23 protein-coding genes are annotated in these 26,472 nt (G+C 65.1%); 2 read left to right on the top strand and 21 right to left on the bottom strand.

What is annotated here, in order from left to right; genetic code table 11:
* Positions 1-2: 2 nt before the first annotated feature.
* A complete protein-coding gene (locus AC1AXT_RS03030) occupies positions 3-374 on the bottom strand; it encodes an MGMT family protein (protein WP_476539079.1) in 372 nt (123 codons plus the stop codon).
* A gap of 125 nt (positions 375-499) precedes the next feature.
* Here AC1AXT_RS03030 and AC1AXT_RS03025 point away from each other — a divergent pair, with 125 nt between their 5' ends.
* Positions 500-1,567 carry a tetratricopeptide repeat protein gene (locus AC1AXT_RS03025; protein ID WP_476539078.1) on the top strand — a complete coding sequence of 356 codons (1,068 nt, stop codon included), beginning with the start codon at positions 500-502 and terminating at the stop codon, positions 1,565-1,567.
* A gap of 71 nt (positions 1,568-1,638) precedes the next feature.
* On the opposite strand, the gene AC1AXT_RS03020 is transcribed toward AC1AXT_RS03025, so the two are convergent.
* The 7 genes from AC1AXT_RS03020 to AC1AXT_RS02990 form a co-directional block, all read right to left on the bottom strand.
* Complete coding sequence (locus AC1AXT_RS03020; protein ID WP_476539077.1) at positions 1,639-2,406, bottom strand: type III pantothenate kinase; 768 nt, start codon at positions 2,404-2,406, stop codon at positions 1,639-1,641.
* Between the two features lie 109 nt (positions 2,407-2,515).
* Positions 2,516-3,904, bottom strand: coding sequence for an ABC transporter substrate-binding protein (locus AC1AXT_RS03015; RefSeq protein ID WP_476540450.1), 1,389 nt, complete (start codon positions 3,902-3,904; stop codon positions 2,516-2,518).
* Positions 3,905-3,936: 32 nt separating this feature from the next.
* Complete coding sequence (locus tag AC1AXT_RS03010; protein WP_476539076.1) at positions 3,937-4,338, bottom strand: hypothetical protein; 402 nt, start codon at positions 4,336-4,338, stop codon at positions 3,937-3,939.
* Between the two features lie 102 nt (positions 4,339-4,440).
* On the bottom strand, positions 4,441-6,261 hold the full coding sequence (locus AC1AXT_RS03005) for an ABC transporter ATP-binding protein (RefSeq protein ID WP_476540448.1): 1,821 nt from the start codon (positions 6,259-6,261) through the stop codon (positions 4,441-4,443).
* Between the two features lie 56 nt (positions 6,262-6,317).
* A complete protein-coding gene (locus tag AC1AXT_RS03000) occupies positions 6,318-8,069 on the bottom strand; it encodes an ABC transporter ATP-binding protein (protein WP_476539075.1) in 1,752 nt (583 codons plus the stop codon).
* Positions 8,070-8,236: 167 nt separating this feature from the next.
* Positions 8,237-9,367 carry a glycerate kinase gene (locus AC1AXT_RS02995; protein ID WP_476539074.1) on the bottom strand — a complete coding sequence of 377 codons (1,131 nt, stop codon included), beginning with the start codon at positions 9,365-9,367 and terminating at the stop codon, positions 8,237-8,239.
* Between the two features lie 10 nt (positions 9,368-9,377).
* Positions 9,378-10,679 (bottom strand): GntP family permease, encoded by a 1,302-nt coding sequence (locus tag AC1AXT_RS02990; RefSeq protein ID WP_476539073.1) that lies wholly within the window; start codon positions 10,677-10,679, stop codon positions 9,378-9,380.
* 247 nt (positions 10,680-10,926) lie between these two features.
* On the opposite strand from AC1AXT_RS02990, the gene AC1AXT_RS02985 reads away from it, so the two are divergent.
* Positions 10,927-12,111 (top strand): CdaR family transcriptional regulator, encoded by a 1,185-nt coding sequence (locus AC1AXT_RS02985; RefSeq protein ID WP_476539072.1) that lies wholly within the window; start codon positions 10,927-10,929, stop codon positions 12,109-12,111.
* On the opposite strand, the gene AC1AXT_RS02980 is transcribed toward AC1AXT_RS02985, so the two are convergent.
* The 13 genes from AC1AXT_RS02980 to dapD form a co-directional block, all read right to left on the bottom strand.
* Positions 12,108-12,926, bottom strand: coding sequence for a pseudouridine synthase (locus AC1AXT_RS02980; protein ID WP_476539071.1), 819 nt, complete (start codon positions 12,924-12,926; stop codon positions 12,108-12,110). The two genes, AC1AXT_RS02985 and AC1AXT_RS02980, sit on opposite strands and share 4 nt — an antisense overlap.
* A gap of 8 nt (positions 12,927-12,934) precedes the next feature.
* A complete protein-coding gene (gene glmS, locus AC1AXT_RS02975; RefSeq protein WP_476539070.1) occupies positions 12,935-14,827 on the bottom strand; it encodes a glutamine--fructose-6-phosphate transaminase (isomerizing) in 1,893 nt (630 codons plus the stop codon).
* Between the two features lie 96 nt (positions 14,828-14,923).
* Complete coding sequence (locus AC1AXT_RS02970) at positions 14,924-15,724, bottom strand: amino acid ABC transporter ATP-binding protein (protein WP_476539069.1); 801 nt, start codon at positions 15,722-15,724, stop codon at positions 14,924-14,926.
* Between the two features lie 37 nt (positions 15,725-15,761).
* Positions 15,762-16,748, bottom strand: coding sequence for an amino acid ABC transporter permease (locus AC1AXT_RS02965; protein ID WP_476539068.1), 987 nt, complete (start codon positions 16,746-16,748; stop codon positions 15,762-15,764).
* A gap of 36 nt (positions 16,749-16,784) precedes the next feature.
* Positions 16,785-17,699 carry an ABC transporter substrate-binding protein gene (locus AC1AXT_RS02960; protein WP_476539067.1) on the bottom strand — a complete coding sequence of 305 codons (915 nt, stop codon included), beginning with the start codon at positions 17,697-17,699 and terminating at the stop codon, positions 16,785-16,787.
* 439 nt (positions 17,700-18,138) lie between these two features.
* Positions 18,139-19,071, bottom strand: coding sequence for an ABC transporter substrate-binding protein (locus AC1AXT_RS02955; RefSeq protein ID WP_476539066.1), 933 nt, complete (start codon positions 19,069-19,071; stop codon positions 18,139-18,141).
* Positions 19,072-19,360: 289 nt separating this feature from the next.
* A complete protein-coding gene (gene smpB / locus AC1AXT_RS02950) occupies positions 19,361-19,852 on the bottom strand; it encodes an SsrA-binding protein SmpB (protein WP_476539065.1) in 492 nt (163 codons plus the stop codon).
* 21 nt (positions 19,853-19,873) lie between these two features.
* Positions 19,874-21,325 (bottom strand): CHAP domain-containing protein, encoded by a 1,452-nt coding sequence (locus AC1AXT_RS02945; RefSeq protein ID WP_476539064.1) that lies wholly within the window; start codon positions 21,323-21,325, stop codon positions 19,874-19,876.
* A gap of 131 nt (positions 21,326-21,456) precedes the next feature.
* Positions 21,457-22,380, bottom strand: a complete 924-nt coding sequence (gene ftsX, locus AC1AXT_RS02940) for a permease-like cell division protein FtsX (protein ID WP_476539063.1) — start codon at positions 22,378-22,380, stop codon at positions 21,457-21,459.
* 3 nt (positions 22,381-22,383) lie between these two features.
* Entirely contained in the window at positions 22,384-23,703 is a 1,320-nt protein-coding gene (gene ftsE / locus AC1AXT_RS02935; RefSeq protein ID WP_476539062.1) for a cell division ATP-binding protein FtsE, read from the bottom strand.
* A gap of 24 nt (positions 23,704-23,727) precedes the next feature.
* Complete coding sequence (prfB, locus tag AC1AXT_RS02930; protein WP_476539061.1) at positions 23,728-24,855, bottom strand: peptide chain release factor 2; 1,128 nt, start codon at positions 24,853-24,855, stop codon at positions 23,728-23,730.
* A gap of 103 nt (positions 24,856-24,958) precedes the next feature.
* A complete protein-coding gene (rlmH, locus tag AC1AXT_RS02925; RefSeq protein ID WP_476539060.1) occupies positions 24,959-25,438 on the bottom strand; it encodes a 23S rRNA (pseudouridine(1915)-N(3))-methyltransferase RlmH in 480 nt (159 codons plus the stop codon).
* Positions 25,438-26,427, bottom strand: a complete 990-nt coding sequence (gene dapD, locus AC1AXT_RS02920) for a 2,3,4,5-tetrahydropyridine-2,6-dicarboxylate N-succinyltransferase (RefSeq protein WP_476539059.1) — start codon at positions 26,425-26,427, stop codon at positions 25,438-25,440. Before dapD ends, rlmH begins: the two co-directional genes overlap by 1 nt.
* Positions 26,428-26,472 lie beyond the last annotated feature (45 nt).

Here is a 26,472-nt window from a genome sequence, read left to right as displayed (position 1 = left end):
TCCTATTCATCCCATTGGCAGGAACGCAAGTCCACCCGCGGACCGGGAGCGCCGGCATTGCCCCTGGGCGATTCCGCGATGAAGGGAACGCCTTCCTTTTCAAGACGCTCGCGCTGCACGTCCGGCCCCCCGAAGGCGAACCCCGGGGCAAGCGAACCGTCGCGGAACACTACGCGATGGCAGGGAATATCGCCTTCCGCAGGATTCGCATGCAGCGCATAGCCCACCATCCGGGCGTTCCGGGGACGCCCGGCAAGCGCGGCAATCTGCCCATACGTCGCTACGCAACCGCACGGAATGCGCCGCACGATTTCATACACGATGGCGTTAAACGAGCTCGGCTGCTTATCGTCTGATATTGGTGCCTTTGTCATGCGCACTATTATCACAAAACGACGCCCCCAAGAAGGACTCGCCTCCAATGTGGATATGGACAACGCGGAAGATGCCAACCTACATGTCTATTACAATGACGCTATTGCGTCGCAAAGGAGGGACCATGGGAAAATCAGAAGAATATGCGAACGGGGAATACGATCCAGACGATGCGCCTGTATGCGACGTCTCTACGCCCTTCCTGATTTACGACGAACCTATTACCGGATACGCGTTGCCATCAGTGATGCTGACGATGCCTGCCGTTGACGGGAATGGGCGTGCGACGGGGCGACGGGAAGTGCAGATGCCCTACCCTATTGGCCCGATGCTGAGCAATATGGGCGAAAAGGATGCAGTGTCGAAAATCAAGCCGGTAAAGGTCTGCGACATAGCTAACGTTCCGGGAAGCGTGCCTATCGCTTCCGCTCGCGGAACTGCAGGGTTTCCCCTTGCCGGGGCCATCCCCGCAATGACGACGGCATGCGAAGAGATCGACCTCACCGACCCAGAAGGATGGCAGGCACTGGAATACGGTGGCCGCTATTACAGCGAGGGGCTGTCGTATACCACTGAAGAAGACCGTGAATTACGGGTCGACTGTTTCCACGCTGTCGAGCTGTTCTACCTGCATTCGGCAGCGCGTGGCAACCCCGAGGGATGGATGTGCCTTGGCTATGTATACATGTATGACCGATGCGAAGGAGACTACTACGGATCGCCAATCACGCACCCGGAATGCTGGCCTGAAGAAGGCGTCATGACATGGCAACGGCTGTCGCGTACGGTCTGCGACCAACGGGCGCGTCACTGTTTCAAAGTGGCTGCGGATGCAGGCATCGCCGAAGGCTGCTATAAATACGGCGATTTGCTGATGGATGGCCGTGGAGGGGAACGTGACCAAGTAACAGCGGTAATGATGTATCATGGGGCGTTTGACCTAGCGATGGAGAACGATGAATCACCGCGCACATGGGGCAGTATCGCCTTGCGGCTGGGCCGCGCATATTCTTCCGGACGCGGCACCGGCCGTTCGCCTCAGGAAGCACTGAAGTGGTACAGGCTGGCAGTCACCGGACTGGACATCGCCGTACGGGACGGCAACGGCATCTATGAAAAGCGCCTCAAAGAAGCCGAAGAAGGAGTGGAGGACATGTCGCAGGAACTCGCCATCCCTCCTTCTGATTGGTGATGGCTCATTCCGCTGTATGAAGTCAGCGCGGGCTTCTGCCCCTCCGCGAGGAGCAGAAGCCCGAAAACTCGTTAATCCACGTTCTTGTTGAAGATGACGGCCATGCCCTTGAAGATGAGGTCGGGGTCGATGACGTCGATCAGCGACGTGTCATCCTCGAAGACGCTGGCCAGGCCGCCGGTGGCGATGACCTTGAATTCCTCGTCCATTTCGCGCTGGAACTGCAGGATCGTCCGTTCGACGCCGCCGAGGAAGTTGTAGTACAGGCCGGCCTGCATCGCGTCCTTCGTCGTCGTCGCGATGACCGATTCGGGGCGCGTGATCTCCACCTCCGGAAGCTGGGCCGTATTCGCCCACAGCGCCGAAGCGGCCGTCCGTATGCCGGTGGTGATCAGGCCCGCGGTAATCGTGCCGCGCGCATCGACATAGTTGTACGTCGTGGCGGTGCCGAAGTCGATGACCAGCGCCGGTCCGCCGTACACGTAGAAGGCACCCGCGCAATCGGCCAGGCAGTCGGCGCCCAGCGAGCGCGGGTCGTCGATGCGGATGTTCATGCCCGTCTTGATGCCGGGCCCGACGATCATCGGGTCGATGTCGAGGAACTTGATGATCGACGAGCGGAACGAGTGCATGACCTTCGGCACGACCGACGCGATGATGACGTCGTCGACGTCCTCCGGCGCATACCCATGCAGGTCGAGGAACTGCGACATGAGCAGCCCGTATTCGTCCGACGTATGGTCGGCGTGCGTCGTCAGGCGGTAGGTGCCGACGATCTTGCCTTCCTCGATGAAGCCAAGCACGATGTTCGTATTGCCAATGTCCACGGCGATCAGCATGACGGTCCCCTTCCGGTCGGGCAGCCTCCTGTTGCTGCGTTAGCCTCCAACTGTACCAGCGAACGCCAGCGCAGGCCGCCGCATGCCCAAAAGCCGCCACACAGCGCGGCTACTGCTTGATCGTGAAGCCCTGGTTGGCGCCGTATTCCTTGAGATTCGCCTGCCAGTCGGCGAGCCCTCCCCGCAGCGTCACCTGTTCGCCGGGCTTGTCGGGCAGGCTCGACCGCTCCGCCAGCCCCTGTTCGACGCGCGCGAGCGCCTTGGCATACTCGTGCTCCTTGTTTTCCCACGCGTACGCCTTGCCGACGGTATTGCGGAAGTCGCTGCGCGCATACACCTCGAACGGCAGGTACTGGTAGCCGGTGGACACGCGCCCCGCCGCTTCGGCGAGCACGCGGTTGTATTTCTGTCCGCCGAAATACGGCACCGCGATGCCGCGGCCGTCGGTAACGGTCGTCTTGTTGAGGAAGCCGTCGCTTTCCAGCGTCTCGTTGTCGGCCGGGAACGAGCCGCCGTCCACGCGCGTATCGATGCCCTCCCGTTCATGGCATACGTATTCAATGAAGCGCCACGCAGCGTCGGGAACGCGGCTTGAATTCAAGATTCCGAGCGCCGATCCGCCGTTCTCGGCGTTCGTCGCCTCGCCGTTTTCGGTGGGCATCTGCCCTACGCGCCACAGCCCGGCGGTGCCGGGCACGTCGGCAAGCAGCATCGACGGCATCCATGCGCCGGCGAACATCGAGGCGATCTGGCCTGACCCTACCGCGTTCTTCCATTTGTCGGACCACGTCGTCAGCGTCGTGTCGACGAGGTCTTCGTCGATCATCTTCTGCCAGAACTGCGTGAAGGTCAGCGTTCCCTCGTCGTGGTTGAGGTCGATCTTCACTTCGCGGCCGTCGTTGGACGTCGAGAAGGGGCGCCCTCCGGCCAGCCAGATCATCGATTCGTAGAAGCTGGCGTCGGAACCCGAGTCCGAGGCGATGTACACGCCGATGTTCTTGAGCTTCTTGGCGGCGGCGTAGTAGTCGGACCATGTGGCGATCTTCGTCGGGTCGACGCCGGCCTGGCGGAACACGTCGTCGTTGTAGAAGAACGCCATCGGGCCCGAATCCATCGGCAGCGCGAATACGCTGCCGTCGAGCTGGACGGACGCCCAGCTTCCGGGGGTATAGAACGACGAATAGCCGTGGGTGCGGCTGGACAGGTCTACGAGCTGGCCCGCCACCGCGTACTGGGGCAATGCGTAGTATTCAAGCTGCACGACGTCCGGGGTGTCGTAGCCATCTTGGATCGCCGAATTGAGCTTGTCGTACGAGGCCGTCGACACCTGCTTGACGACGATGTCGGGATTGGCCTCCTCGAAGTGCGCGATCAGCGTCTTCATGCTCGGTTCCCACGACCATACCGTCAGCACGGTGCGGCTGTCGGTTTCGCCGCATGCCGCGATGCCGCACAGCATCGCGCATGCCGCCAGCAGCGCCACCAGTTTCCGTCTCATCACGCTACAAAGTCTAGCGGCGCGAAGGGAATTCAGGAGAAGTTGATCGACGCGCCCTTGGCCGTGTCCATGTGCAGGCTCACGTAGTCGCCCTCCTGCAGCCCGCGCTCCTTGACGTCCCGGCGCGGCATGATGATCTGCGCGATGGCGACCTGCCCATAGCTGTCGTTGTGGATGACCTTGTTGAACCACATGACGCGCACGGTGACGCTGGTCCCGTGCGGCTTGATGGACGATACGAGCCCGACCTGGTCCCACGCATGGCCTTCCGGGCCGTCCTCGTCGACCTCGACGACGGAATCGCGCAGGATGGCGTACTGCTCGTCCGTCAGTTCCTCGAACGACGACTGGATTTTATCGACCCCGCGGTTCGTGCTCATGATCGCGATGACCGCGACCACCACCACGACCAGCACCAGCGCTGCATACTGCATCGTCGCCCTCCCTGCCTTCCAGCACACTGTCCTCCAAGATTCTACCAACGTGCCGCAGCGGAGCGCGCCGGCGCGGCCTTTCGGCGCCGCGCCGGAGCGGCTTCACGCGAACTGCGCGTTGTACATGCGCGCATACCGTCCGCCCCGCGCCATCAGCGAGGCGTGCGTGCCCTGTTCGAGGATGTCGCCGTGCTCCATGTAGAGGATGAGGTCGGCATCCTCGATGGTGGACAGCCGGTGCGCGATGACGAACGACGTCCGCCCCTTCATCAGCGCCGTCATGCCGCGCGAAATCGCCGCTTCGGTGCGCGTGTCGACCGACGAGGTCGCCTCGTCGAAGATCAGCATGGCCGGGTCGGCGAGGAAGACGCGGGCGATGGTCAGCAGCTGCCGCTGGCCGATCGACAGGTTGGCCGCCTCGTTGTCGAGCATCGTGTCATAGCCGTCCGGCAACGTGCGGATGAAGAAGTCGGCGTGCGCGGCCTTCGCCGCGGCGACGATTTCCTCGCGCGTGGCCTCGGGCCTCGCGTAGGCGATGTTGTCGGCGACGGTGCCGCCGAACAGCCACGTGTCCTGCAGCACCATGCCGAAATGCGAGCGCAGCCCGGCGCGCGTCATCTTCGCCGTGTCGACGCCGTCGATGGTGATGGCGCCGCCGTTGACGTCGTAGAAGCGCATGAGCAGGTTGATCAGCGTCGTCTTGCCGGCGCCGGTCTGGCCCACGATCGCCACCTTCTGGCCAGGTTTCGCCCGGAACGACACGTCGCGCATCAGCGGCGCGGCCGCCCTGTCGTAGCCGAACGTGACGTCGGCGAACTCGACGTCGCCGCGCACCGGTTCGGCGACGGCCAGCGCTTGAGACGGCGCGGGGTCGGGCCGCTCCTCGGGGGCGTCAAGCAGCTCGAACGTGCGTTCGGCGGACGCGAGCGACGACTGCAGCGAGTTGATGACGAACGTCGCTTCGGTAATCGGCTCGCCGATCTGCATGATGTACTGGAAGAACGCCTGCGCCACGCCGATCGACATGCGCCCGGCCGCCATCATCCAGGCGGCCAGCAGCGCGACGACGACCTGCGCGAACCGGTTGACCATGCGCACCAGCGGATTGACGCAGTTCGTCAGGAAGTCGGCGTACTGCGACACCTTGCGCACCTGCTCGGTCAGCCGCTCGAATTCGGCGCGGCTTGCGGCTTCGCGGTTGCTCGCCTTGATGACCTGGCGCCCCTGGTAGCATTCCTCGGCCATGCCGGTCAGCTCGCCGATCAGCCGCTGCCGCTTGCTGGCGGCGGCGAGGTTCTTTGCGGCGACGACCTTCGTGATGACGAGATTGAGCGCCACGAACGCGAGGAATACCAGCGTCAGCGTCCACGAGTAGATCCACATGATGACCAGCGCGACGACGGTATTGAGCACGGCCTGCAGCAGCCTCACCAGCCCGTTCTGCATCGTTTCGCTGATCCGGTCGAGGTCGTTGGTCACGCGGCTGAGCGTCTCTCCTGGCCGGTTGGCGTCGAACCAGCTTAGCGGCAGCCGCCCCAGCTTGGCGGAAATCTGCTCGCGCAGCGTCAGGTTGAGCTTCTCGGCCACGCTGGCGACGAGCACGACCTGGATGTAGTAGAACAGCCACTCGCCGAGCAGGATGCCGGCGTAGACGGCGATGGCGAGGCCCGCGCTGCCGTTCGCGAACGACAGGTGGAACGGTTCCCCCGTCCGCCAGGCATGCTGGATGTCGGCCCACAGCATGTTGATGACGATGGCGCTGTAGGCGGGGCCTGCCACATGGAAGGCCGTGTAGAGCACCGTCGAGGCGATGACGGCGATGAGCCGCACGCGCTGGTTGCCGAACTGCTTCATCAGCCGCCTGGCCGTCTGCCACGCATGCTTCGGCGCCTCGCCCAGCTCTTCTTGCTGCGACTGTTCCATGGCCTGCAGCGTTTCGTCGGCACGGAGGTCCTCGACGAATTCATCGGTCGCGTTGCTCATGCGCCTGCCTCCTCGTGGGTCTGGGACGCTACGATTTCCCGGTAGACGTCGCAGCTTCGCATCAGTTCGTCGTGGGTGCCCTGGCCGGCTACGCGCCCGTCCGACAGCACGACGATATGGTCGGCGTGGCGGATGGTGTTGACGCGCTGGGCGACGATGAGCACCGCCTTGTCGGCCATCTGGTCCTGCAACGCCTGCCGCAGCGCGGCGTCGGTGGCGAAGTCGAGGGCGGAGAAGGAATCGTCGAACACGACGAGCTGGCTGGGTCCGACCAGCGCCCGCGCAATCGACAGGCGCTGGCGCTGGCCGCCGGAGAAGTTCGCGCCGCCGAGCGCGACGGGCTGCTCCAGCACGCCACCATCGGCGCCGGGGTCGCCCACAAAGCCAACCGACTGCGAAATCTCCAGCGCGCGGCGCAGTTCGTCCAGATCGGCGCCATCGCTGCGATGGCGCAGGTTCTCGCCGACGGTTCCCGAAAACAGCCACGCCTTCTGCTGGATGTAGGCGACGTTGCGGCGCAGGTCGGCCTGCGTCATCTCCTTGACGTCGACGCCGTCGAGCCGCACATGGCCGCTCGTCGCGTCGTGGAACCGCAGCGCCAGCATGGCGACGGTGGATTTGCCCGAACCGGTGCCGCCGATCACCGCCGTCGTCTCGCCGGTCCGGCAGGTGAACGACACGGCCGACAGCGCGTCTTCCGACGCGTCGGGGAACCGGAAGCTGACGTTGTCGAACGCCAGCACTTCCCCGTCCGGCAGCGGCTTGCAATCCGCCATGTCGACCGGATCGGCCGGATCGGCGATCGACGGCGTGAAATCGATGACTTCGCGGAACCTGCGCGCGCATTCGAGGGCGCGCGGGAACATCGCGATCATCATCTGCGCCATCATCAGGAAGAACAGGCACATGAACGCATATTCGGACAGCGCGACCAGGCCGCCGATCTGGAATTCGCCAAGCGCAATGAACTTGCCGGACACGAACAGCATGGCGGCGATGAACACGTTGACCATCAGCAGGCTCAGGCCGTCGAGGTTGGCGAACATGCGGTTCGCCTTGATGGACGTGTCCGCGTAGCCGCGGAACGTGGCGTTCATCCGCCCCTCTTCGTAGCGTTCCCTGCCGAACGCGCGCACCACGCGCGCGCCGGTCAGGTTTTCAAGCAGCACGGCGCCGATGCGGTCGAGCAGGCGCTGGAGCTTGCGGTACAAGGGCGATGCCGCCCTGAGGATGACGACGCCGAGCAGCAGCACGACGGCCATCGCGGCGGTCAGCAGCCATCCCATGCGTACCGAAACGCGGAAGGCGAGCACCAGCGACGCCCCGACGATGAACGGCACCGGCAGCAGCATGAAATTGAAGTCCGTCAGCGCGACCTGGATGACGTTGATGTCGGACATCGTCCGCGTCGTCATCGAGGCGAGGCCGAACTGCGCGAAGTCGTAGGAGGACAGTTCCAGCGACTTGGCGTAGAAGTCGTCGCGCATGTCCTTGGCGACCTTGGCGGACAGCTTCGCCACCGCGTAGCCGCACCAGATGGCGGTGCCGGACGCGATGACGGAAGCGATGGCCATCGCCACGCAGCTGCCGGCCATGGCGGCGAAGCCCTTGCCGGAAGCGGCCTGGTCGATCAGGTCGGCGGAGTAGGTGGGAATGAGCAGCGACGTGACGGCATTGACGCACGTCAGCAGCACGATGAGCGTGGCCAGCGGCCACTGGGGCTTGATATAACGCAGTACCAATCGCAAGGGAAGCAAATCCTTCGTGAGTGGCGGCCCGAAATTCGTGGAATGGCCAGCGCCATCCGCAGAGTCGGGAGTCTCTGTGAAATCTCTCGCTACCTATAGTGGCACAGGGTGTCAATCTTGCGCAAAAACTCCCCGGCCGTGCGTTGGCGGCCGGGGAGCGGGGCGTTTCAGGCTACGAGGCGCGCGATGTTCTCGCTGGTGCGTTCGAGGTTCGCTTCGCCCTGCGCCATGGCGTCGGCGAGCGTTTCGGCGCCGGGAAGGATGCCGAAGATCGCGTCGATGCCGACCTTGTAGAGTTCGTCGATGCCGGCGCCGACGTTGCCGGCGATGGCGACGACCTTGCAGTGCGGGGAGGCTTCCTTGACCGCGCAGGCCGTGCCCATCGGCGTCTTGCCGAACTGGGTCTGCCGGTCGATGCCGCCTTCGCCGGTGATGCACAGGTCGGCTCCGGCCGCCTTGTCTTCCAGGTGCGTGGCTTCGACGACCAGCTTGACGCCGGATTTCATCGTCGCGCCTGTGAAGGCAAGGAAGCCGGCGCCCAGTCCCCCGGCCGCCCCTGCGCCGGGGACGTGTTCGACGTCGCGGCCCAGCTGGCTGCGGATGACGGCCGCGTAATGGGCGAGCGCCGCGTCGAGTTCCTCGACCATCGACGGCGTCGCGCCTTTCTGCGGTCCGAACACCGCGGAGGCGCCGGTGGGGCCGGTCAGCGGGTTCGTCACGTCGGATGCGAGCTGGATCGTGCTTTCGGCGAGGCGCGGATCGAGTCCGGACACGTCGATGGAGGCGAGGTCGGCCAGCGCCGCGCCGCCGTACGGCAGCTCCTGGCCGGCTGCGTTCTTCAGCCGCACGCCGAGCGCCTGCGCCATGCCGGCGCCGCCGTCGTTGGTGGCCGAGCCGCCAAGGCCGACGATGAACGAGCGCACGCCGCGGTCCAGCGCGTCGCGGATGAGTTCGCCGGTGCCGTACGTCGTGGTGATCAGCGGGTCCTTCGTCGCGTCGTCGACGAACTGGATGCCGCTGGCGGCGGCCATTTCGATGACGGCGGTCACCCCGTCGCCCAGAATGCCGTACCTGGCGTCGACCGGCGTTCCCAGCGGCCCGGTGACCGTTGCCGAAACCAGATTGCCTCCGGTTGCGTCGACGAGCGACTGCACCGTTCCCTCGCCGCCGTCGGCCATCGGGACCTTGACGGTTTCGGCATCCGGCAACGCCTTCCTGACGCCGCGTTCGATAGCGTCGGCCGCCTGCCGGGCGCTGAGCGAGCCCTTGAACGAATCAGGTGCGATGACGATTTTCATGATGCTCTCCTTAGAACACGATGTACATCAGCGTGGCGGCGATCGTCATGGCGAGGCCGACGCATGCTTCGTAGGGCACGACCTTCATGCGTTCGCCGAGCGTCATGTTCATCGCCTTGGCGGTGACATGGAAGTAGTTGCCTTGCGGCAGGCCGTCGATGACGGTGGCGCCTGCCTGCATCGTGACGGCGGCGGCGACGTTGGAGACGCCGAAGCTCAGGATCGAGTCGCCGAACGCGGAGGCGCCGAGGATGACGCCGGTGGAGGTGGATGCGGTGGCGGCGGCCATCAGGATGCCGGCAATCGGGGCGAGCATCGAGCCGGGCACGCCGATGGCGGTGATGAGGTTGACGATGGCCTGCGGCAGCGTCGAATTGGTGATCAGGCCGCCGATGGCGCCGGCTCCGATCAGGATCAGCACGACGTCGATCATGCGGCTCATGCCGGAAGCGCAGTAGCTGAGCACGTGCTTGGCCTTGCCCATCGCGATCATGCCGATGATGGCGGCCAGCGGCAGGATGTAGAGCGCGTCGACCTGGAACTTCTCCAGCACCTCGATGTGGAATACCGAGCCGATCGGGTTGAGCAGCAGCAGGACGATGGCGACGGCCGGGGCGACGAGCGCGCTGCCGAGGGACGGCAGGTCGCGGTCCTCTTCCTTCTCCTCGCGTTCGCCCATCTGCAGGTCGGCCATCGACACCGGGTTGCCGTGGTGCTGGAGCACCATCGCCAGGATGACGGCCATCGCCAGGCCGAACAGCGCGGGGATGTAGCTGTGGACCATCACGTCGGAAAGCGTGACGTTGAATCCGGAGGCCGCCGCGATGGCGTTCGGGTTCGGGGAGATGATGTTGCCGGCCTTGCCGCCGCCCGACAGCGCGACGAGCAGCGCCAGCTTGGAGATGTGCAGCCTCGAACCGACCTCGATGGCGATGGGCGCGACGATCAGCACGGCGACGGGGATGAACACGCCGATGGCGCAGATGATCATCGTCGCGAAGGCGAGCGAGAAGATGGCCAGCGCCTCGCCGAACTTGTCGACGATCGTGCGCGATATGCGTTCCGCGGCGCCCGATTCCATCATGACGCCGGCCAGCACGCCGGCCGCCAGCACGCGCAGGATCGTGCCGATGACGCTTTGCGAGCCGGATACCAGCACGTTGACGGTGTCGCTCAGCGACGCGCCGCCGATCAGGCAGCCGACGATGGCGCCCAGCAGCAGCGAATAGGTGGTGTTGAGCTTGAGGAGGATAAGGACGATGGCGAGCGCGAGGCCGATAAGGGCCGCCCACCATGCCAGAGTGCCGTCCATGATGAATCCTTTCCCCGCCTCCCCTGCAGGCCTTATGGCAAAGCTGCCGCTGCGGCTTGGTACGTAGGCCAAGTCGCTGGCACTGTTCTGCAGATATCGGCGGTTGTCGTTGCGATGCTCTTCGTTGAGCAACCTTTGGTTTTCCTCTTGCTTTCATTATCGCCGGCGCCCGCACGGGAACGGCTGTCCCAAGCGCCACGAAACCCGCCGCGATTCTTCGCGGAAAATGGTACGTATACTATTCTCCATGGATATCAACCCGGATATCGCCACGACGATTGTCGCGAATATCAAGGACGTGCTGCAGCACGAGATCAACCTGTTCGACACCCATGGCATGATCATCGCCAGCACCGATCCGGCGCGCATCGGCACGCATCATGCCGGCGCCCTGAAGGCGGCGCGCGACAAATGCACGGTCTGCGTCGACGACACGCACCGCTATGCGGGGGCCAAGGACGGCATCAACGTGCCGGTGATCATCGACGGCGACGTCGCGGCCGTCGTGGGCGTGACCGGCCAGCGCAGCGACGTCGAGCCGTTCGGCAACATCATCCGCAAGATGACCGAGATACTGCTGCGGGAGAATCTCGAGCAGACGGCGCGCTACGAACGGCGCATGTCGATGTCGTCGCTGATCAACCAGCTCATCTCCCCCTCCCCCGACGTAACGATCGCCGGATACCTGGCGTCGGTGCTGGACTGCGATATCGAACGGCCCCGGCTTGTCGCCGTCGGGCGCATCATCCAGCCGCATTCGCAGACGCCGACGATGATGAGCTCGGCGAGCACCGACGAGCTCTACTCGGTGCTCGACCGCATCGTGCGGCCGCTGAAGCATTCGCTGTATGCGGTCACGACGCGCGAATGCTGCCTGCTGCTCGACCCCGCCGACATCGCGCGGGCGTATGCGGGCACACGGGGCGACTCGCCGACGCAGCTGCTGCGGTCGCTGCAGGAGACGTTCCGGGCCGAATGCGGCATGCCGTTCGGATTCGGCATCGGCGGCACGGCCCGGTCGCTGGAAGGCTACGCGGCGAGCTACCGGCAGGCGCTGACGGTGACCAAATGGCAGCGCTTCCAGGGCGCGCCGGACGTCGGCTCCTACGATTCGCTGGACGTGGGGCTGCTGGTGCCGGACCTGACGCTCGACTCGATGAGGCTGTTCTGCCGGCGCGTGTTCGGTACGCTCGACGACGAGGCCATCGACGCCTACGAACGCACGTTCCGCGTCTACGAACGGCATAACGGCTCGATTACGCATGCGGCCGACGAACTGTTCATCCACAAGAACACGCTGCAGAACCATCTCAATGCGCTGGCGGCCGATACCGGCTACAATCCGCGCACGCTCGCCGACTTCACCGTGCTGTCGATGGCGTTCTCGATCCGCGCCTACGTGCGGTTCGCCACCGCCGAGACGCATGGCTAGCCCAGCGGGATGCGCGACGTGAACGCGCGCGGCTGGCCGGTAATCGGATCGGTGAATTCCAGGCGCCGTGCCACCAGCTGCAGCGGCCGGGAGAAGTCGGCGTAGTCGGGCTCGCGCACGGCCGGGTACAGGTCGTCGCCGGCAATCGGCAGCCCCAGCGACGCCATGTGCACGCGCAGCTGGTGGGTCTTGCCGGTACGGGGATGCAGCACGTAGCGGCACAGCGGCCGGGCGGACGCAGCCCCGCTGCCGGCGCGCATGCCGGGCGCCGCGAGAGCGGAACCCGCGGCATCGATCAGCCCGGCGCGCTCGATGAGCGTTTCGGCGTTTGGCGCGGCGCCCGGCAGCTCATAGGCCTGCAGCACGCCGGGGCGCTTGACGATATGGGAGCGGCGCACCAGCGGGAACGGCGTGTGCTGGCCCGGGCCCAAAGCGCGGCGCAGCGTGCCGGCGAACGGATGGCCGCCCGAACCCGTGGGATGCACCGGGGCCAGCGGCGCGGCGCACTCGTAGGTCTTGACGGCACGCCGTTCCTGGAAAAGCTTCTGGTAGGCGCCACGCACCTGCGGGTTGCGTACCAGTATCAGCACGCCGGCCGTCATGCGGTCGAGCCGGTGCGCCGGCACGATGCCCTCGTCGCCGTACCGTTCGCGCAGCCGCATGACGACGCTCTGGCGGTACCACATGCCCCGCGGCATCGTCGCGAGGAAATGCGGCTTGTCGACGACGATGATGTCGCCGTCTTCGTAGAGCACGTCGAGCCCGAACGGCACGTCGGGCTCGTCGAGCACCCAGCGGTGCCTTGCGCAGGGCATGCCGGGCGCTATTCGACGGTGACGGACTTGGCGAGGTTGCGCGGCTTGTCGACGTCGTAGCCCTTGCGCTTGGCCATGTCCATCGCGAACAGCTGCAGCGGCACGACGTCGACGAGCGGGCTCATCAGCGTCGGGCACGCGGGGCGCCAGAACACGATGTCGGCGTAGCGCTTGACGTCCTCGTCGCCTTCCTCGGCGACGGCGAGGATGAACGCGCCGCGCGCCTTGACTTCCTCGATGCCGGAGATGACCTTCGCGTGCAGCACGTCGCGGCCGCGCTTGGGCGGCACGATGAACACGACCGGCTCGCCTTCCTCGACCAGCGCGATCGGGCCGTGCTTGAGCTCGCCCGCGGCGAAGCCCTCGGTGAACGTATAGGCGATTTCCTTGAGCTTCAACGCGCCTTCCATCGCGACCGGGTAGCCTACGTGGCGCCCCAGGAACAGGAACGACTTCGCATCGGCCAGTTCGGCGGCCGCCTTCTCGACGGCAGGGCCCTGCGTATCCAGCACCCACTGGATCTTGCGCGGCATCTCCTTGAGCGAGTCGAGCGTGTGGTGGATTTCGTCGCGGAACACCGTGCCCTTGAGCTGCGCCAGGTACAGCCCCAGCACGTAGGCGGCGGTGATCTGCGCGACGAACGCCTTCGTGGACGCGACGGCGACCTCCGGGCCGGCCTGCGTGTAGAGCACGGCGTCCGATTCACGGGCGATCGAGGCTCCTTGGGTGTTGCAGATCGCCAGCACCTTCGAGCCCTGTTCGCGCGCGTGGCGCAGCGCCATCAGCGTATCCATCGTCTCGCCGGACTGGGAAATCGCCACGACGAGCGTGCGTGCGTTGAGGATCGGGTCGCGGTAGCGGAACTCGTGGGCGAGCTCCACTTCCACCGGAATGCGGCACCAGTGCTCGATGGCGTACTTGGCGACCATGCCGGCATAGCTGGCCGTGCCGCATGCGATGACGATGATCTTGTCGACCATTTTCAGTTCGTTTTCGTCGATGCGCATTTCGTCGAGGTTGACGTTGCCGTCTTCGTCGAGCCGGCCGATCAGCGTGCGCTGCACGGCCGCCGGATCCTCATGGATCTCCTTGTCCATGAACGAGTCCCAGCCGCCCTTTTCAGCAGCCGAAGCATCCCAGTCCACGGTGAAGGTCGCCGGCTCGGCGACCGCGTTGCCGAAGAAGTCGGTGACTTCGACGCTGGATGCGGTGACGGCGACGACCTGGTCCTGATCGACTTCCATCGCGCGCTTCGTGTAGGCGACGAACGCGGCGACGTCGGAGCCCAGGTAGTTCGCGCCGCCGCCCAGCCCGACGACGAGCGGCGAATCGTGGCGCGCGCCGACGACGAGGCCCGGCTGGCGGCAGTCGATGGCGAGGATCGTGAACGCGCCTTCGAGCATCCGCGCCAGGCGGCGCATCGCCTCGAACAGGTCCGGCTCGCCCTTTTCGGCGATGACGGCATCCACCGTCTTGCCCAGCAGCTTGGCCGCCACTTCGGTGTCGGTAGACGACGCGAAATGGTAGCCTTCGGCCATCAGGTCGAGACGCAGCTGCGAGGCGTTTTCGATGATGCCGTTATGGATGATCGCGACCTTGCCGTCGCGGCTGGAATGGGGATGGGCGTTCGAATCGGAGGGAGCGCCGTTGGTGGCCCAGCGCGTATGCCCGATCGCCACCGTAGCGTCCGGCATCGGGCGCCGCTCGATGCTTTCCACGAGATTGGACAGGCGTCCCGCCTTCTTGCGGACCTCCACATGGTCCATGCCCGGCGCCGTCAGGGCTACGCCGGCAGAATCATAGCCACGATATTCCAGCCGCTCCAGCCCCTGCAGGCACACTTCCAGCGGCAACTGCGAAGGGCTATCGATATTTCCAGCAAAACCTACAATTCCACACATGCACTCAAGCATAACCGATGCCCCATGGCTTGAAGAACAGTCACGGGGCATCGGGGGGCGATTTTTCAATATTCCTTCAAGTTTTCGCAGCGGCTCCTACAGGACGTGCTGCAGGAAGTCGCGGAAGCGCTCTTCCTTCGGGTTGTCGATGATGTCGGGGCCGCCCTGCTCGACGACGACGCCGCCGTCCATGAACACCACCTGGTCGGCCACCTCGCGAGCGAAGCCGATCTCATGGGTGACGACGATCATCGTCATGCCTTCGTCGGCCAGCGAGCGCATAACGCCGAGCACCTCGCCGACAAGCTCGGGGTCGAGCGCCGACGTAGGCTCGTCGAACAGCATGATGCCCGGCTTCATGGCAAGCGCGCGGGCGATGGCGACGCGCTGCTGCTGGCCGCCCGAGAGCTGGGACGGGTAATAGTCGAGCCGCTCGCCCAGACCGACGCGTTCCAGCTCCTCCACGGCGAGCCTGCGCGCCTCGTCCTTCGGCATCTTGTGCACGTGGACCGGCGCCTCCATGACGTTTTCCAGCGCAGTCATGTGCGGGAAGAGGTTGAACTTCTGGAATACCATGCCCAGCTGCGCGCGCTGCGCGGCGATTTCCTTGTCGGTCAGCTGCTGCAGCACATGGTTGCCGTGCCGGTCGACGGTGTCCTTGACGCCGATGCGTTCGCCGTTGACGTCGATTTCGCCGCCGGTGAGCGTTTCCAGCTGGTTGATCAGCCGCAGGAACGTCGACTTGCCCGAGCCGGACGGCCCGAGAATGACGGTGACGGTACCAGGCTCGACGGTCATGTCGATGCCCTTGAGGACGTGCAGGTGCCCGAACGCCTTGTGGACCTGCTTGGCGACGACGGCCGGCTGGGCCGGCTGCGCATTCGTTTCATTGGCCATCGGTTGATGCTCCTTGCTTATGCGATCCGCCGTGGTGCTAGGCATTGAACCCGAGCATCGTCGCGTCGTTTTCCTTCTTCACGTCGTCCTTCGGCTCGCCGTCCGTCTTGCCGGGCAGCGGCGGCTGCTTGCCTTTCGTGCCGATGGGACGCGCCTGGAAGCCCTTGCCGAAATGCTTTTCCAGCCGCGACTGGATGACCATGAAGATCGACGTGATCAGCAGGTACCACAGGCCGGCCACGAGCAGCAGCGGAATCGGCTTGTAGATGCGGTTGGCGATCGCCGTCGTGGCGAACTGCAGCTCGAGCGTGAACGGCACCGCCGATACGAGCGACGTCGTCTTGAGCATCCCGATCGTTTCGTTGCCGGTCGGCGGGATGATGATGCGCATGGCCTGCGGCAGGATGACGCGGCGCATGATCTGCGAACGCTTCATGCCGAGGGCCTGGGCCGCTTCGGCCTGCCCGTTGTCCACCGCTTCGAGGCCGGCGCGCACGATTTCCGACAGGTAGGCCGCTTCATTGAGCGCAAGGCCAAGCCACGCGGCGTTGAACGCGGTGACGACCTCGGAGGAATCGATGCTCCAGAACTCGATCGACGTGAACGGAATGCCGAGGCTGAGCTTGGGCACCAGCACGGCGAACAGACCCCAGAAGATCAGCTGCGTGTACACAGGCGTGCCGCGGAAGAACCAGATGTAGAACCAGCTGACGCCGCGCAGCACCGGATTGAGCGACTTGCGCATGATCGCCAGGATGACGGCGAGGATGATCGCGACGACCATCGCGATGAACGTCAGCAGCAGCGTATACCCGACGCCTTCCAGCACGCGCTCGTTGAACAGGTATTTCCATACGACGTTCCATTCGAACCGCGGATTGGTGATCAGCGCCTTGATGAGCATCGCCGCGAGCAGCGCGACGATGACGGCGGCCACGATTTCGCCGGTCTTGCGCACCGGCTTGGCATGCACGCGGTTGGGGATGGGCAGTCCTTCCCCGTCGAGGGGTTCATGGTGCGGCATCGTTCCTCTTTTCTCGAAGCTCAGGTCTTCCTGGACTCAGGACAGGTTGGCCGGGTTGATTTCGGCCTTGTCGATGGCGCCCGATTCGACGCCCCAGTGCTTGAGGATGGCGGTGTAGGTGCCATCGTCCATCAGCTGCTGCATGGCCGCCTGGATGGCCTTGGCCAGTTCGTCGTCGCCCTTCTTGACGGCGATGCCCTGCAGCGTCGTATCGCTCACTTCGCCCAGCGTCTCCAGTGCGCCGTCCGACTGCTCGACGGCGTAGCCGCCGATCGGCGAGTCGGCATAGAACGCCGACGCCTTGCCGTTGACGACGTTCGAGGCGGCTTCGGTCTGCGCCTGGTAGGACAGCACGTCCACCGCCTTCTTGCCGTCGGCCGCGCACTGCTCCTTGATGGAGTTCGCCTCGTCCTCCTGGACGGTGCCGGTCTGCACGGCGATGCTCTTGCCGCACATGTCGGACGTGTCGACGCCTTCCGGATTGCCAGACTTGACGACCCACATCGAGCCGGCACGGTAGTAGCTGACGAAGTCCACCGACTTCTCGCGTTCCTCGGTGATCGTCATCGCCGTCATGCCGATGTCGAACTTGGCGCCCACCGACGGCACGATCGTATCGAAATTGGCCGCGACGATTTCGGTATCGAGCCCCAGCACCTTGCCCATCGCCTGGGCGAGATTGACGTCGTAGCCTTCCGGCGTCTTGCCATCTTCGGCGAGGAACTCGGCCGGCGCGTACGACAGCTCCATGCCGACCGTCAGCTTGCCGCTGTCCTTGACGTCGCTGGGCAGCATCGACGCGATCGAATCGACCTTGGCGATTGACGACACGTCGTAGTTCGTCGTGCCCGTCGTGTCCGAATCGGCGTGGTCGGTGGTGCCGCAGGCGGCGAACGAAACGAGTGCGGCGGCCGCTGCCACGCAGGCGATGGCCTTCTTCATCATGCGCATGGATTGTTCTCTCCTTGACAAAAGGCAGGCGTAACGGGGCCTGCCGGCGCGTTAGTGATTGATCTGGCGTAAGAATCGAATAGCATCAATATACCGTGCGCCGCATATAACGAAAGCGAGCGTACCAACTTAGGTGAAGGAAATCTCTTGCAGCCATTAGGAAACGCCGACACTTCTGGCGTTGCATAACCCGGCGACTTTATGCAGTGTTCACCGGTTCTCCACAATCCGGGGCATGGGAAAGGCTGCCGTCCTGCCGAGTAGGGAACGGAAGGATGGCAGCCCAGGATTCAAACCCGTTTCCGGCGTTCCGGCTGGCTGCGTCGCTCCCGTAATTGGGTCCGACGTAACGTCCCTTCACGCCGAATCACGATAGTTCCAGTCTACCGCATCGCCGGGGGCGCGGCGACCGCACGGCGCCCCGGGCCGGCAGCCTCCGTCAGCCGACGGACGGATTGATCTCGGCCTTCTCGATGGCGCCGGACTCGACGCCCCAGTTCTTGAGGATCTTGCCATAGGTGCCGTCGTCGATGAGCTTCTGCAGCGCCTGCTGGACGGCGTTGGCCAGGTCGTCGTTGCCCTTTTCCACGACGATGCCTTCCGGCGTCATGCCTTCCGTCTCGCCAACCGTTTCCAGCGTGCCGCCGGTCTGCTCGACGGCGTAGCCGGCGACCGGGCTGTCCGCGTAGAACGCCACCGCCTTGCCGGTGGCGACGTTCGTCGTCACGTCGGTCTGCAGCGCGGACGAGAGGATCTCGATGGACCCCTTGCCGTCGGCCTTGCACTGGGCGTTCTCCTCTTCCAGTTCCGTTTCCTGCGTCGTGCCGGTCTGCACGGCGATCTTCAGCCCGCACAGGCTGGACGAATCGAAGCCGTCCGGATTGCCCTTCTGCGTCACCCAGCTCGAGCCGGCGTTGTAGTAGGTGACGAAATCGACGCTTTCCTCGCGTTCCGGCGTAACGGTGAACGCCGAAATGCCGACTTCGTACTTCGAGCCGACGGCGGGGATGATCAGGTCGAACGTCGCCGTCTGCGGGTCGGCTTCCAGGCCCATGACCTTGGCGACGGCCTTGCCGAGGTCGATTTCGAAGCCGACCGGCGTCTTGCCGTCGGCATCGAGGAACTCGGCGGGCGCGTACGACGTATCGGTGCCGATGGTCAGCTTGCCGTCCACCTTGACGGCCTGGGGCACCAGGGCGGCGATCTGCTCGTCCGTCTCGACCGAGGAGACGTCGTAGGACGTTACCGTCGCGCTGGATTCCCCGTCGGAAGAGGCGTCGCTCGTGCCGCAGCCGGCCGCCCCCACGCACATCGCCGCCGCGGCCGCCGCCGCGAGCCACCGCCATTGCATTCCCTTGCCGTTGCCAGCCATCTTCCGTTCCTCCCGTTCACGAGCGTATTGCCTGTGCATTTGCAAGGGGAACGCTAACGTGGTTTTGCTACGAATGTATTGCCGACTGGCCGCAAAGGGGGCATTGCATGCCGCTTCGTAACATAGAATTTACCGAAGTTGAGCCACGGGGCGGCAGCGCTGGGGGCAACCACCCGCATGGCAGTCCTCCCCGCAAACGCAGGAAACCGAATGGCACGGGCATCAGGGGCATGAAAAGTTCCGACGGACCACGGCTATGGATTGAGCAACCAGCGTGGTCCAGCGAGGCTTAGCGGGCGCGCATGTTCTTGTAGCGCATGATGCGCAGGGCTTCACGCTTGTCCTGCTCTTCGCGCAGCGCCTGGCGCTTGTCGAATTCCTTCTTGCCCTTCGCCAGCGCGATTTCGGCCTTGGCACGCCCGTCCTTGAAATAGATGGACAGCGGCACGATGGTGTACCCCTTCGCCTCGATCTGCCGGGCGAGCTTGGCGATCTGCTCGCGGTGCAGCAGCAGCTTGCGCTTGCGCTTGGGCGCATGGTTGTTCCAGGTGCCGTTGAGGTATTCGGGGATGTTGGCGCCTTCGAGCCAGATTTCGCCGCGCCGGTCGATCGTCACGAAGCTTTCGGCAAGCGAGGCGCGCCCTTCACGCAGCGACTTCACTTCGGTGCCGGTCAGCGCGATGCCGGCTTCGTAGGTGTCCTCGATGGCATAGTCGTGCCGGGCGCGCCGGTTCTGCACGACCATGTGGTTGCGCTGGTCTACTTCCTTCTTCTTAGCCATAGCTTTCCAGTGTAGCCGCGCTCAGTGGATGTAGGTGTAGGCGTAGGCGTTCGACAGCGTGCGCGAGCTGATGACGCCCAGACCGGCCACGTTGGATTCGGAAATCGTGATGGTGCTGCCCGAAACGCCGACGACGACGCCGACGTGGCCGTAGGTGGCGTCTGCGCCGGCCTGCCCAGGCTGGAAGACGATGATGGCGCCGTAGGAGGGCGTGTTGTTGACGGTGTAGCCGCGGGCGCGGGCATTGTAGCCCCAGTCGCGTGCGTTGCCGAAGTAGGTATAGGCCGGGTAGCCGTTGTTCAGGCGCCATTCATAGGCCCACCAGGTGCACTGGCCCCACGGGTAGAGATTGTTCTTGACGTAGTCGGAGGCCGGAATCGAGCCGGACGTCGACGGCTGCGTAACGGCGCCGGCCGTGCCGGCGGAGCTCGAGGAGCCTGCATTGGAGCCGCCCGACGAGCCGGAGGAACCCGACGAGGAACCGGTGTTCGCCGGCTTGGAGACGACGCCGGAGGAAGAGGATGAGGAGGATGAAGCGGTCGTCGTCGTGGAGACCGGGGCTGCCTGCACCGTCGACTGGACCCTGGCCGCGGCGGCGGCCTGTTCGGCGGCGTACTGGCGGTTGAGCGAATCGACCTGCGACTGCAGCAGGACCGTTTCGGCGGCCGCGGCGGCGGCCGAGTCGTTCAGGCTGCTCTTCTGGCTTTCCAGTTCGGCACGCTTCGTTTCGCCTTCGGCGCGCAGGCTGTCGAGCGCCTGGCGCTCCTCTTCGGCGGAAGCGGCGGCCGACTGCGCGGCGGCGGACTTCTGGTCGGCTTCGGACTTGAGCGTCTGGATGCGCTTTTCAATGGCGTCGAGGCGCTCGGAACGCGTCATCGACGTGCTCAGGTCGTTCGCATAGTCGGAAGCGGCGTTCGCTTCGCTGCGGCTGACGGCGTCGCGCGACTGCATCGACTGGATGAAGTCGGCCGTCGTCTTCGAGCCGGTCACGACGCTCATGACGTCCGACGTGTCGGAACCGTGCATGGACTCGCGGGCCATCTGCGCGACGGCGGCGTGCGCGTCGTCGTAGTTCTCGCCGGTTTCCTTGATCTGCTGTTCGAGGTTCTTCTTGTCGTCCTGCGCCGCCGAAAGCCTGCTGGCCGCCGCATCGGCGGCCTCGGCCGCGTCCGCCGCGGCCGAATTCGCCGCGTCGACCTTGGCCTGGGCGGCGGGAATCTGGTTGTTCGTCAGGTCGTCGAGCTCGACGATCTTGTCGGCAAGCGCCGAGTCGACGTTCGCAAGCTGCGAACGAAGGTTCGCCTCGCGTTCCTTGCTGGCCTGCGTCTGGTTCTGCGCGTTGACGAGATCGCTGTAGGTGGTCGCCTGCGCGACATCGGCAAACGGCGCCGACGGCAGCGCCATCGCGGCGACGCACAGCGCTCCCGCGAGCGTGGTTGCGGCAATCGGTTTGAACGCTTTCACCCTGGCCATGTGCTCCCTTTCGTGGACGGCAGTGCCTCCTACCCTAGCATCGTTTGCTGGAAGGCCGGAACGCTGCCGCACGTCCTGACAATCTCATTACATTCCGCCGTACCGGCCCGCATAACGCAGCCGGCTGGCGGCTACGCCTTCAGGTACCGGCGCAGCGACACCGTCGAGGCGATGACGCTGAGCAGCACGGCGCCGACGATCAGCACCGGCGACGTCCACAGCACCGTCGTCTGGTTGACATACGGAATCCACGTAATCGACTGGGCAAGCCAGTCGGTGATGAATACCTTGACGATGACCGACAGCGCGACGCACGAGAGTATCGAGCCGAGCAGCGACGCGACGACGCCTTCGAGGATGAACGGCAGCCGTATCGTCCAGTTCGACGCGCCGACCAGGCGCATGATCTCCGTTTCCTCGCTGCGCGACGCGGCGGACATGCGTATCGTCGTCGCCGTCAGCATGATCGCGACGATGACCATGACGATGGCCAGCGTCGCCGTCGCGACGGTCGCGCGGTTGAGTATCGAGAACACCGGCTCGAAGATCTGCCGCTGGTCGACGACCTCCTCAACGCCCTCCTGTCCGGAGAGCACTTCGGAAACGACCTTGTATTTCTCCGGGTTCTTGAGCTTGAGCCACAGCGAATCCTGCATGTCGTCCGCCGTCAGCGTGCGCCCCTGGTACTGCCCGTTGGGGTACTGCTTGAGGAACGAGTCCTGATAGAACTCCTCCTTGCTCATGTAGGTCACGCTCGACACGTCGTCGGCCAGCTCGGTGTCGATGACCTTCTGCAGCGCGTTGATCTGCGAGACGGTCGCGCCGGTGCCGGACGCGCAGTTCGCCGACGAGCTCGTGCCGTCGGGGCACAGCCATACGACGACTTCGACCTTGTCGTACCAGTCGCCCTTCGCCTTGGACACCTGCGCCTGCGTCAGCAGCGACGCGCCGATGAACAGGAACGAGATGAACGTGACGAGCATGACCGACAGCAGCATCGGCACGTTGCGCTTGAGGCTCGTCCAGGTTTCCGAAAGTATGAACCGAAATCGCACTGCCTACTCCTTCCCGTTCGCAGCGTCGGCTGGGGCCGCGGGAGCGGCTGGCGGGGCGGGTGGCGCCGGAGGGGCCGGCGGCGCGGGGACCGCGGGCGTTTCCTTCGCTTCAGATTCGCCAGCCGTATGTTCCTGTGCGGATTGCGCTGACCGTTCCGCATCGGCAGCGGCAGCGGATTGCGTTGCCGCCGTTGCAGTCGCTTCGTCCGTGCTGGAGCCGGCGTTGGCGGCGTCCGGTTCGGTCGTCTTGGATTCGCTTGCCGTATCGGACGCATCCGCGCCTTCGTCGGCCACCGGCAGCCCCTTACCCCACGTCAGCGTCGTCTCGACCGGCGCGAACGCCTCGCCGTAGCGGCCGGTCTTGCCGGAATGGACGGACTTGGCCAGCCGCGCGATGCCTTCGTTTTCGTACGGCGCCTGCACGGCGTCCGAAATCGCCGTCACGACGTCGGCCGCCGTCATGACGCGGTCGTCGTCCTCGGTAGCGGGGGCAATGAGATTCGGCTTGCGGTCGGCTTCGGTGCCCTGCGCCACCACCCGCTCGCGCACGCTGGAGACGCCGGCGTCCTGGACGCCGAGCGACGAGATGGCTTCGTGGGCCTGCGCCTCGGTCTGCGCGTCCGGGAAGTACAGCGTCGAATCGTAGACGCCGCCCTCCTGGTCGCGCACGATCTTGCCAGCGTGCAGCTCGACGACGCGCTTGCGCATCGAGTTGACGATTTCCTCGTTGTGGGTCGCCATGACGATCGTCGTGCCGGTGCGGTTGATGGCGTCGAGCACCTCCATGATGCCCAGCGACGTCGTCGGGTCGAGGTTGCCGGTCGGCTCGTCGGCCAGCAGGATCTGCGGATGGTTGACGTAGGCGCGGGCAATCGTCACGCGCTGCTGCTCGCCGCCGGACAGCTCGTGCGGATAGTTCTTCTCCTTGCCGGTCAGGCCCACCGTCTCCAGCACCTTCGGCACCAGCGACCTGACCGTCGAGCGCGACGTGCCGATCACTTCGAGCGCGAACGCGACGTTCTGCCAGACCGTCTTGTTCGTCAGCAGCTTGTAGTCCTGGAAGATCGTGCCGATGGAGCGGCGGTACTGCGGGACCTGGCGGTTCTTCATGCGGCGCAGGTCGTGGCCGGCGACGCGGATCTCGCCCTTGGTCGCCTCCTCCTCGTGGGTCAGCAGCCGCAGCAGCGACGTCTTGCCGGAGCCGGAGGCGCCGACGAGGAACACGAAGTCGCCGCGGTTGATTTCGAGGTTGATGTCGTCGAGCGCGGCGCGCGTCGCCTTCGGGTAGATCTTGCTTACATGGTCAAGCGTGATCAGCGCCATCTGGTCTCCAATCCGTGCGGATCCTTACGCTTCTTCCTGTGCGGCCTCGCGGCGCTGTTCGTGGCGCCAGCGGATGCCTTCCTGGATGAAGGCGTCGATATCGCCGTCGAACACCGCCTGCGTCTGGCTGGTTTCGTAGCCGGTGCGCAGGTCCTTGACCATCTGGTACGGATGCAGCACGTAGGAACGCATCTGGTCGCCCCAGCTGGCCTTGATGTCGCCGGCGAGCTCCTTCTTCTTCTTGGCCTCTTCCTCGCGGCGCAGCACGAGCAGGCGGCTCTGGAGCACGGCCATGGCGGCCGCGCGGTTCTGGATCTGGCTGCGCTCGTCCTGCATCGTCACGACGATGCCGGTGGGCAGGTGGGTGATGCGCACGGCGGAATACGTCGTGTTGACGCCCTGGCCGCCGGGGCCCGACGAGCAGTAGGTGTCGACGCGGATTTCCGAATCCGGCACGTCGATGTGGTCGGTCGCCTCGACGAGCGGGACGACCTCGACGGCCGCGAAGCTCGTCTGGCGGCGGCCCTGGTTGTCGAACGGCGAGATGCGCACGAGGCGGTGCGTGCCGCCCTCGACGGACAGGCGCCCGTAGGCATACGGGGCGTCCACCTGGAACGTGGCGGACTTGATGCCGCCTTCCTCGGCGTAGGAGGTGTCCATCACCTTCGCCTTGAAGCCGTTACGTTCGGCCCAGCGCAGGTACATGCGCAGCAGCATCTGGGCGAAATCGGCGGCGTCGACGCCGCCGGCGCCGCTGCGGATCGTCACGACGGCCGAACGCTCGTCGTATTCGCCGTCCATCAGCGTCTGGATCTCCATGTCGGACAGGTCCTTGGCGATGGACTCGACCTCCGTGCGCGCCTCGCTGAGCGTGTCGGCGTCGTTTTCCTCCTGGCCGAGCTCGACGAGCGTCTCGACGTCGTCGATGCGCGTGGCCGCGCTGGCCAGGTGCTTGAGCTGCGACTGGACGGCGGACAGCTTGCTCGTGACCTTCTGCGCATGCTCCGGGTCGTCCCACAGGCCCGGTTCGGCGGCTTCCTTTTCGAGCTGCGCTTCCTGCTCCTTGAGCCGGTCGACGTCGAGCGCCGCGGCAATCGTTTCGTATTTCGCGCGGGCGTCGCTTATGGCCTGCGCATAGTCAAATTCAGCCATGTCACCAATCTCTTCGTTCTTCGTCGTTTCGAACGTTTCGTACTAACCGACGTTTCAGTCTACCCAATGGCGCCAACGTTGGCCCGCGCTGGGCACGGCGCCCTCATTTGTGGTACGGTTCGCCGGAGTTGATGCGCCAGGCGCGGTAGATCTGCTCAAGCAGGATGACGCGCATCAGCTGGTGGGGGAAGGTCATCGGCGAAAAGCTCAGCAGCATGTCGGCGCGCTGGAGCACCCGCGGGTCCAGCCCCAGCGATCCGCCGATGACGAACACGATGTGGCTTTCGCCCGACAGGCCCAGCGACGCGATCTTGCGCGCAAACCCCTCGCTGGACAGCATCTTGCCCTCGATGGCAAGGACGATGACGTATGAACCGGGCTTGATGCGCTTGAGCAGGCGTTCGCCTTCGCGTTCCTTGATGGCGAGCGCCTGCGCGTCGCTGGCATGGTCGGGGGTCTTTTCATCGGCCACTTCGATGATGTCCAGCTTGCAGTAGCGCGACAGCCGCTTCGAGTATTCGTCGATGGCGTCGCGCAGATAGCGTTCCTTGACCTTCCCGACCGTTGCCAGCGTGATATTCATCAGTTCTTGTGCAGGTCGTGGTTGAGCTCGATGCCCGAGGAACGGAAGCGCGCCTCGATGCCGCCGGTCAGCGAGTTGCGGATGAACAGGATGTTGTCCTTGCCGGACAGCTCGGCCGCCTTGACGACCTGGAACTCCTCGCCTTCGGCGAGATGGCGCTTGTCGACGACCTTGACCTTCGTGCCGGCCGTGACGTACAGGCCCGCTTCGACGACGCAGTGATCGCCCAGGGAAATGCCGATGCCGGCGTTGGCGCCCAGCAGCGAATGCTCGCCGATCGAGTTGCGCAGCTTGCCGCCGCCCGACAGCGTGCCCATGATCGACGCGCCGCCGCCGACGTCGGAGCCGTTGCCGACCGTGACGCCCTGGGAGACGCGGCCCTCGATCATGCAGGTGCCGAGCGTGCCGGCGTTGAAGTTGACGAAGCCGGCGTGCATGACCGTCGTGCCTTCGGCCAGGTAGGCGCCCAGGCGCACGCGGTCGGCGTCGCCGATGCGCACACCGGAGGGGATGACGTAGTCGACCATGCGCGGGATCTTGTCGAGCGCGAGCACGCTGACGTCCACCGGAGTGCCCGGCAGCCCGGCGTCGGCATTGCCGTTCATGACGTCGAGCTTGCGCAGCGCGAAGTCCTCGGGGGCGAACGGGCCGTAGTTGGTCCACACGACCGTCTTGAGCTTGCCGAAGATGCCGTCGAGGTTGATGGTGTTCGGCTTGACCAGGCGCATGCTCAGCAGGTGCAGGCGCAGGAACGCGTCGGCCGCGTCCTCGATCGGCGCGTCCAGGTCCGATTCGGTGAACACCGGCACGCGGCGCACGCCGCGCAGGTCGGGCCCCTTGTGGGCCAGCACGCCGAACCCGTGGTTCGGTCGGTCGGCCTCGGCGGGCGCGTCGCCCATCGTCAGCTGCGGATACCACACGTCGAGCGTGTTGCCGGCAGCGTCGACGCTTGCCAGGCCCCAGCCCCATGCCTTGCCCATTGCGGCCATGTACAGACTCCTTCGCTAGGAGGCCGCCTCTTGACCGGGCGGCCT

It is taken from the genome of Bifidobacterium sp. LH_450 (assembly GCF_056356715.1).
Note: the sequence above shows the minus strand (reverse complement) of the source record. Positions and strands in the feature narration are given on the sequence as shown.

What these genes read in the sequence shown, in the direction of transcription:
- AC1AXT_RS03030 (WP_476539079.1), bottom strand. Translation starts at nt 374, where the DNA reads ATGACAAAGGCACCAATATCAGACGATAAGCAGCCGAGCTCGTTTAAC.
- AC1AXT_RS03025 (WP_476539078.1), top strand. Translation starts at nt 500, where the DNA reads ATGGGAAAATCAGAAGAATATGCGAACGGGGAATACGATCCAGACGAT.
- AC1AXT_RS03020 (WP_476539077.1), bottom strand. Translation starts at nt 2,406, where the DNA reads ATGCTGATCGCCGTGGACATTGGCAATACGAACATCGTGCTTGGCTTC.
- AC1AXT_RS03015 (WP_476540450.1), bottom strand. Translation starts at nt 3,904, where the DNA reads ATGAGACGGAAACTGGTGGCGCTGCTGGCGGCATGCGCGATGCTGTGC.
- AC1AXT_RS03010 (WP_476539076.1), bottom strand. Translation starts at nt 4,338, where the DNA reads ATGCAGTATGCAGCGCTGGTGCTGGTCGTGGTGGTGGTCGCGGTCATC.
- AC1AXT_RS03005 (WP_476540448.1), bottom strand. Translation starts at nt 6,261, where the DNA reads ATGGAACAGTCGCAGCAAGAAGAGCTGGGCGAGGCGCCGAAGCATGCG.
- AC1AXT_RS02995 (WP_476539074.1), bottom strand. Translation starts at nt 9,367, where the DNA reads ATGAAAATCGTCATCGCACCTGATTCGTTCAAGGGCTCGCTCAGCGCC.
- AC1AXT_RS02990 (WP_476539073.1), bottom strand. Translation starts at nt 10,679, where the DNA reads ATGGACGGCACTCTGGCATGGTGGGCGGCCCTTATCGGCCTCGCGCTC.
- AC1AXT_RS02985 (WP_476539072.1), top strand. Translation starts at nt 10,927, where the DNA reads ATGGATATCAACCCGGATATCGCCACGACGATTGTCGCGAATATCAAG.
- AC1AXT_RS02980 (WP_476539071.1), bottom strand. Translation starts at nt 12,926, where the DNA reads ATGCCCTGCGCAAGGCACCGCTGGGTGCTCGACGAGCCCGACGTGCCG.
- glmS (WP_476539070.1), bottom strand. Translation starts at nt 14,827, where the DNA reads ATGTGTGGAATTGTAGGTTTTGCTGGAAATATCGATAGCCCTTCGCAG.
- AC1AXT_RS02970 (WP_476539069.1), bottom strand. Translation starts at nt 15,724, where the DNA reads ATGGCCAATGAAACGAATGCGCAGCCGGCCCAGCCGGCCGTCGTCGCC.
- AC1AXT_RS02965 (WP_476539068.1), bottom strand. Translation starts at nt 16,748, where the DNA reads ATGCCGCACCATGAACCCCTCGACGGGGAAGGACTGCCCATCCCCAAC.
- AC1AXT_RS02960 (WP_476539067.1), bottom strand. Translation starts at nt 17,699, where the DNA reads ATGCGCATGATGAAGAAGGCCATCGCCTGCGTGGCAGCGGCCGCCGCA.
- AC1AXT_RS02955 (WP_476539066.1), bottom strand. Translation starts at nt 19,071, where the DNA reads ATGGCTGGCAACGGCAAGGGAATGCAATGGCGGTGGCTCGCGGCGGCG.
- smpB (WP_476539065.1), bottom strand. Translation starts at nt 19,852, where the DNA reads ATGGCTAAGAAGAAGGAAGTAGACCAGCGCAACCACATGGTCGTGCAG.
- AC1AXT_RS02945 (WP_476539064.1), bottom strand. Translation starts at nt 21,325, where the DNA reads ATGGCCAGGGTGAAAGCGTTCAAACCGATTGCCGCAACCACGCTCGCG.
- ftsE (WP_476539062.1), bottom strand. Translation starts at nt 23,703, where the DNA reads ATGGCGCTGATCACGCTTGACCATGTAAGCAAGATCTACCCGAAGGCG.
- prfB (WP_476539061.1), bottom strand. Translation starts at nt 24,855, where the DNA reads ATGGCTGAATTTGACTATGCGCAGGCCATAAGCGACGCCCGCGCGAAA.
- rlmH (WP_476539060.1), bottom strand. Translation starts at nt 25,438, where the DNA reads ATGAATATCACGCTGGCAACGGTCGGGAAGGTCAAGGAACGCTATCTG.
- dapD (WP_476539059.1), bottom strand. Translation starts at nt 26,427, where the DNA reads ATGGCCGCAATGGGCAAGGCATGGGGCTGGGGCCTGGCAAGCGTCGAC.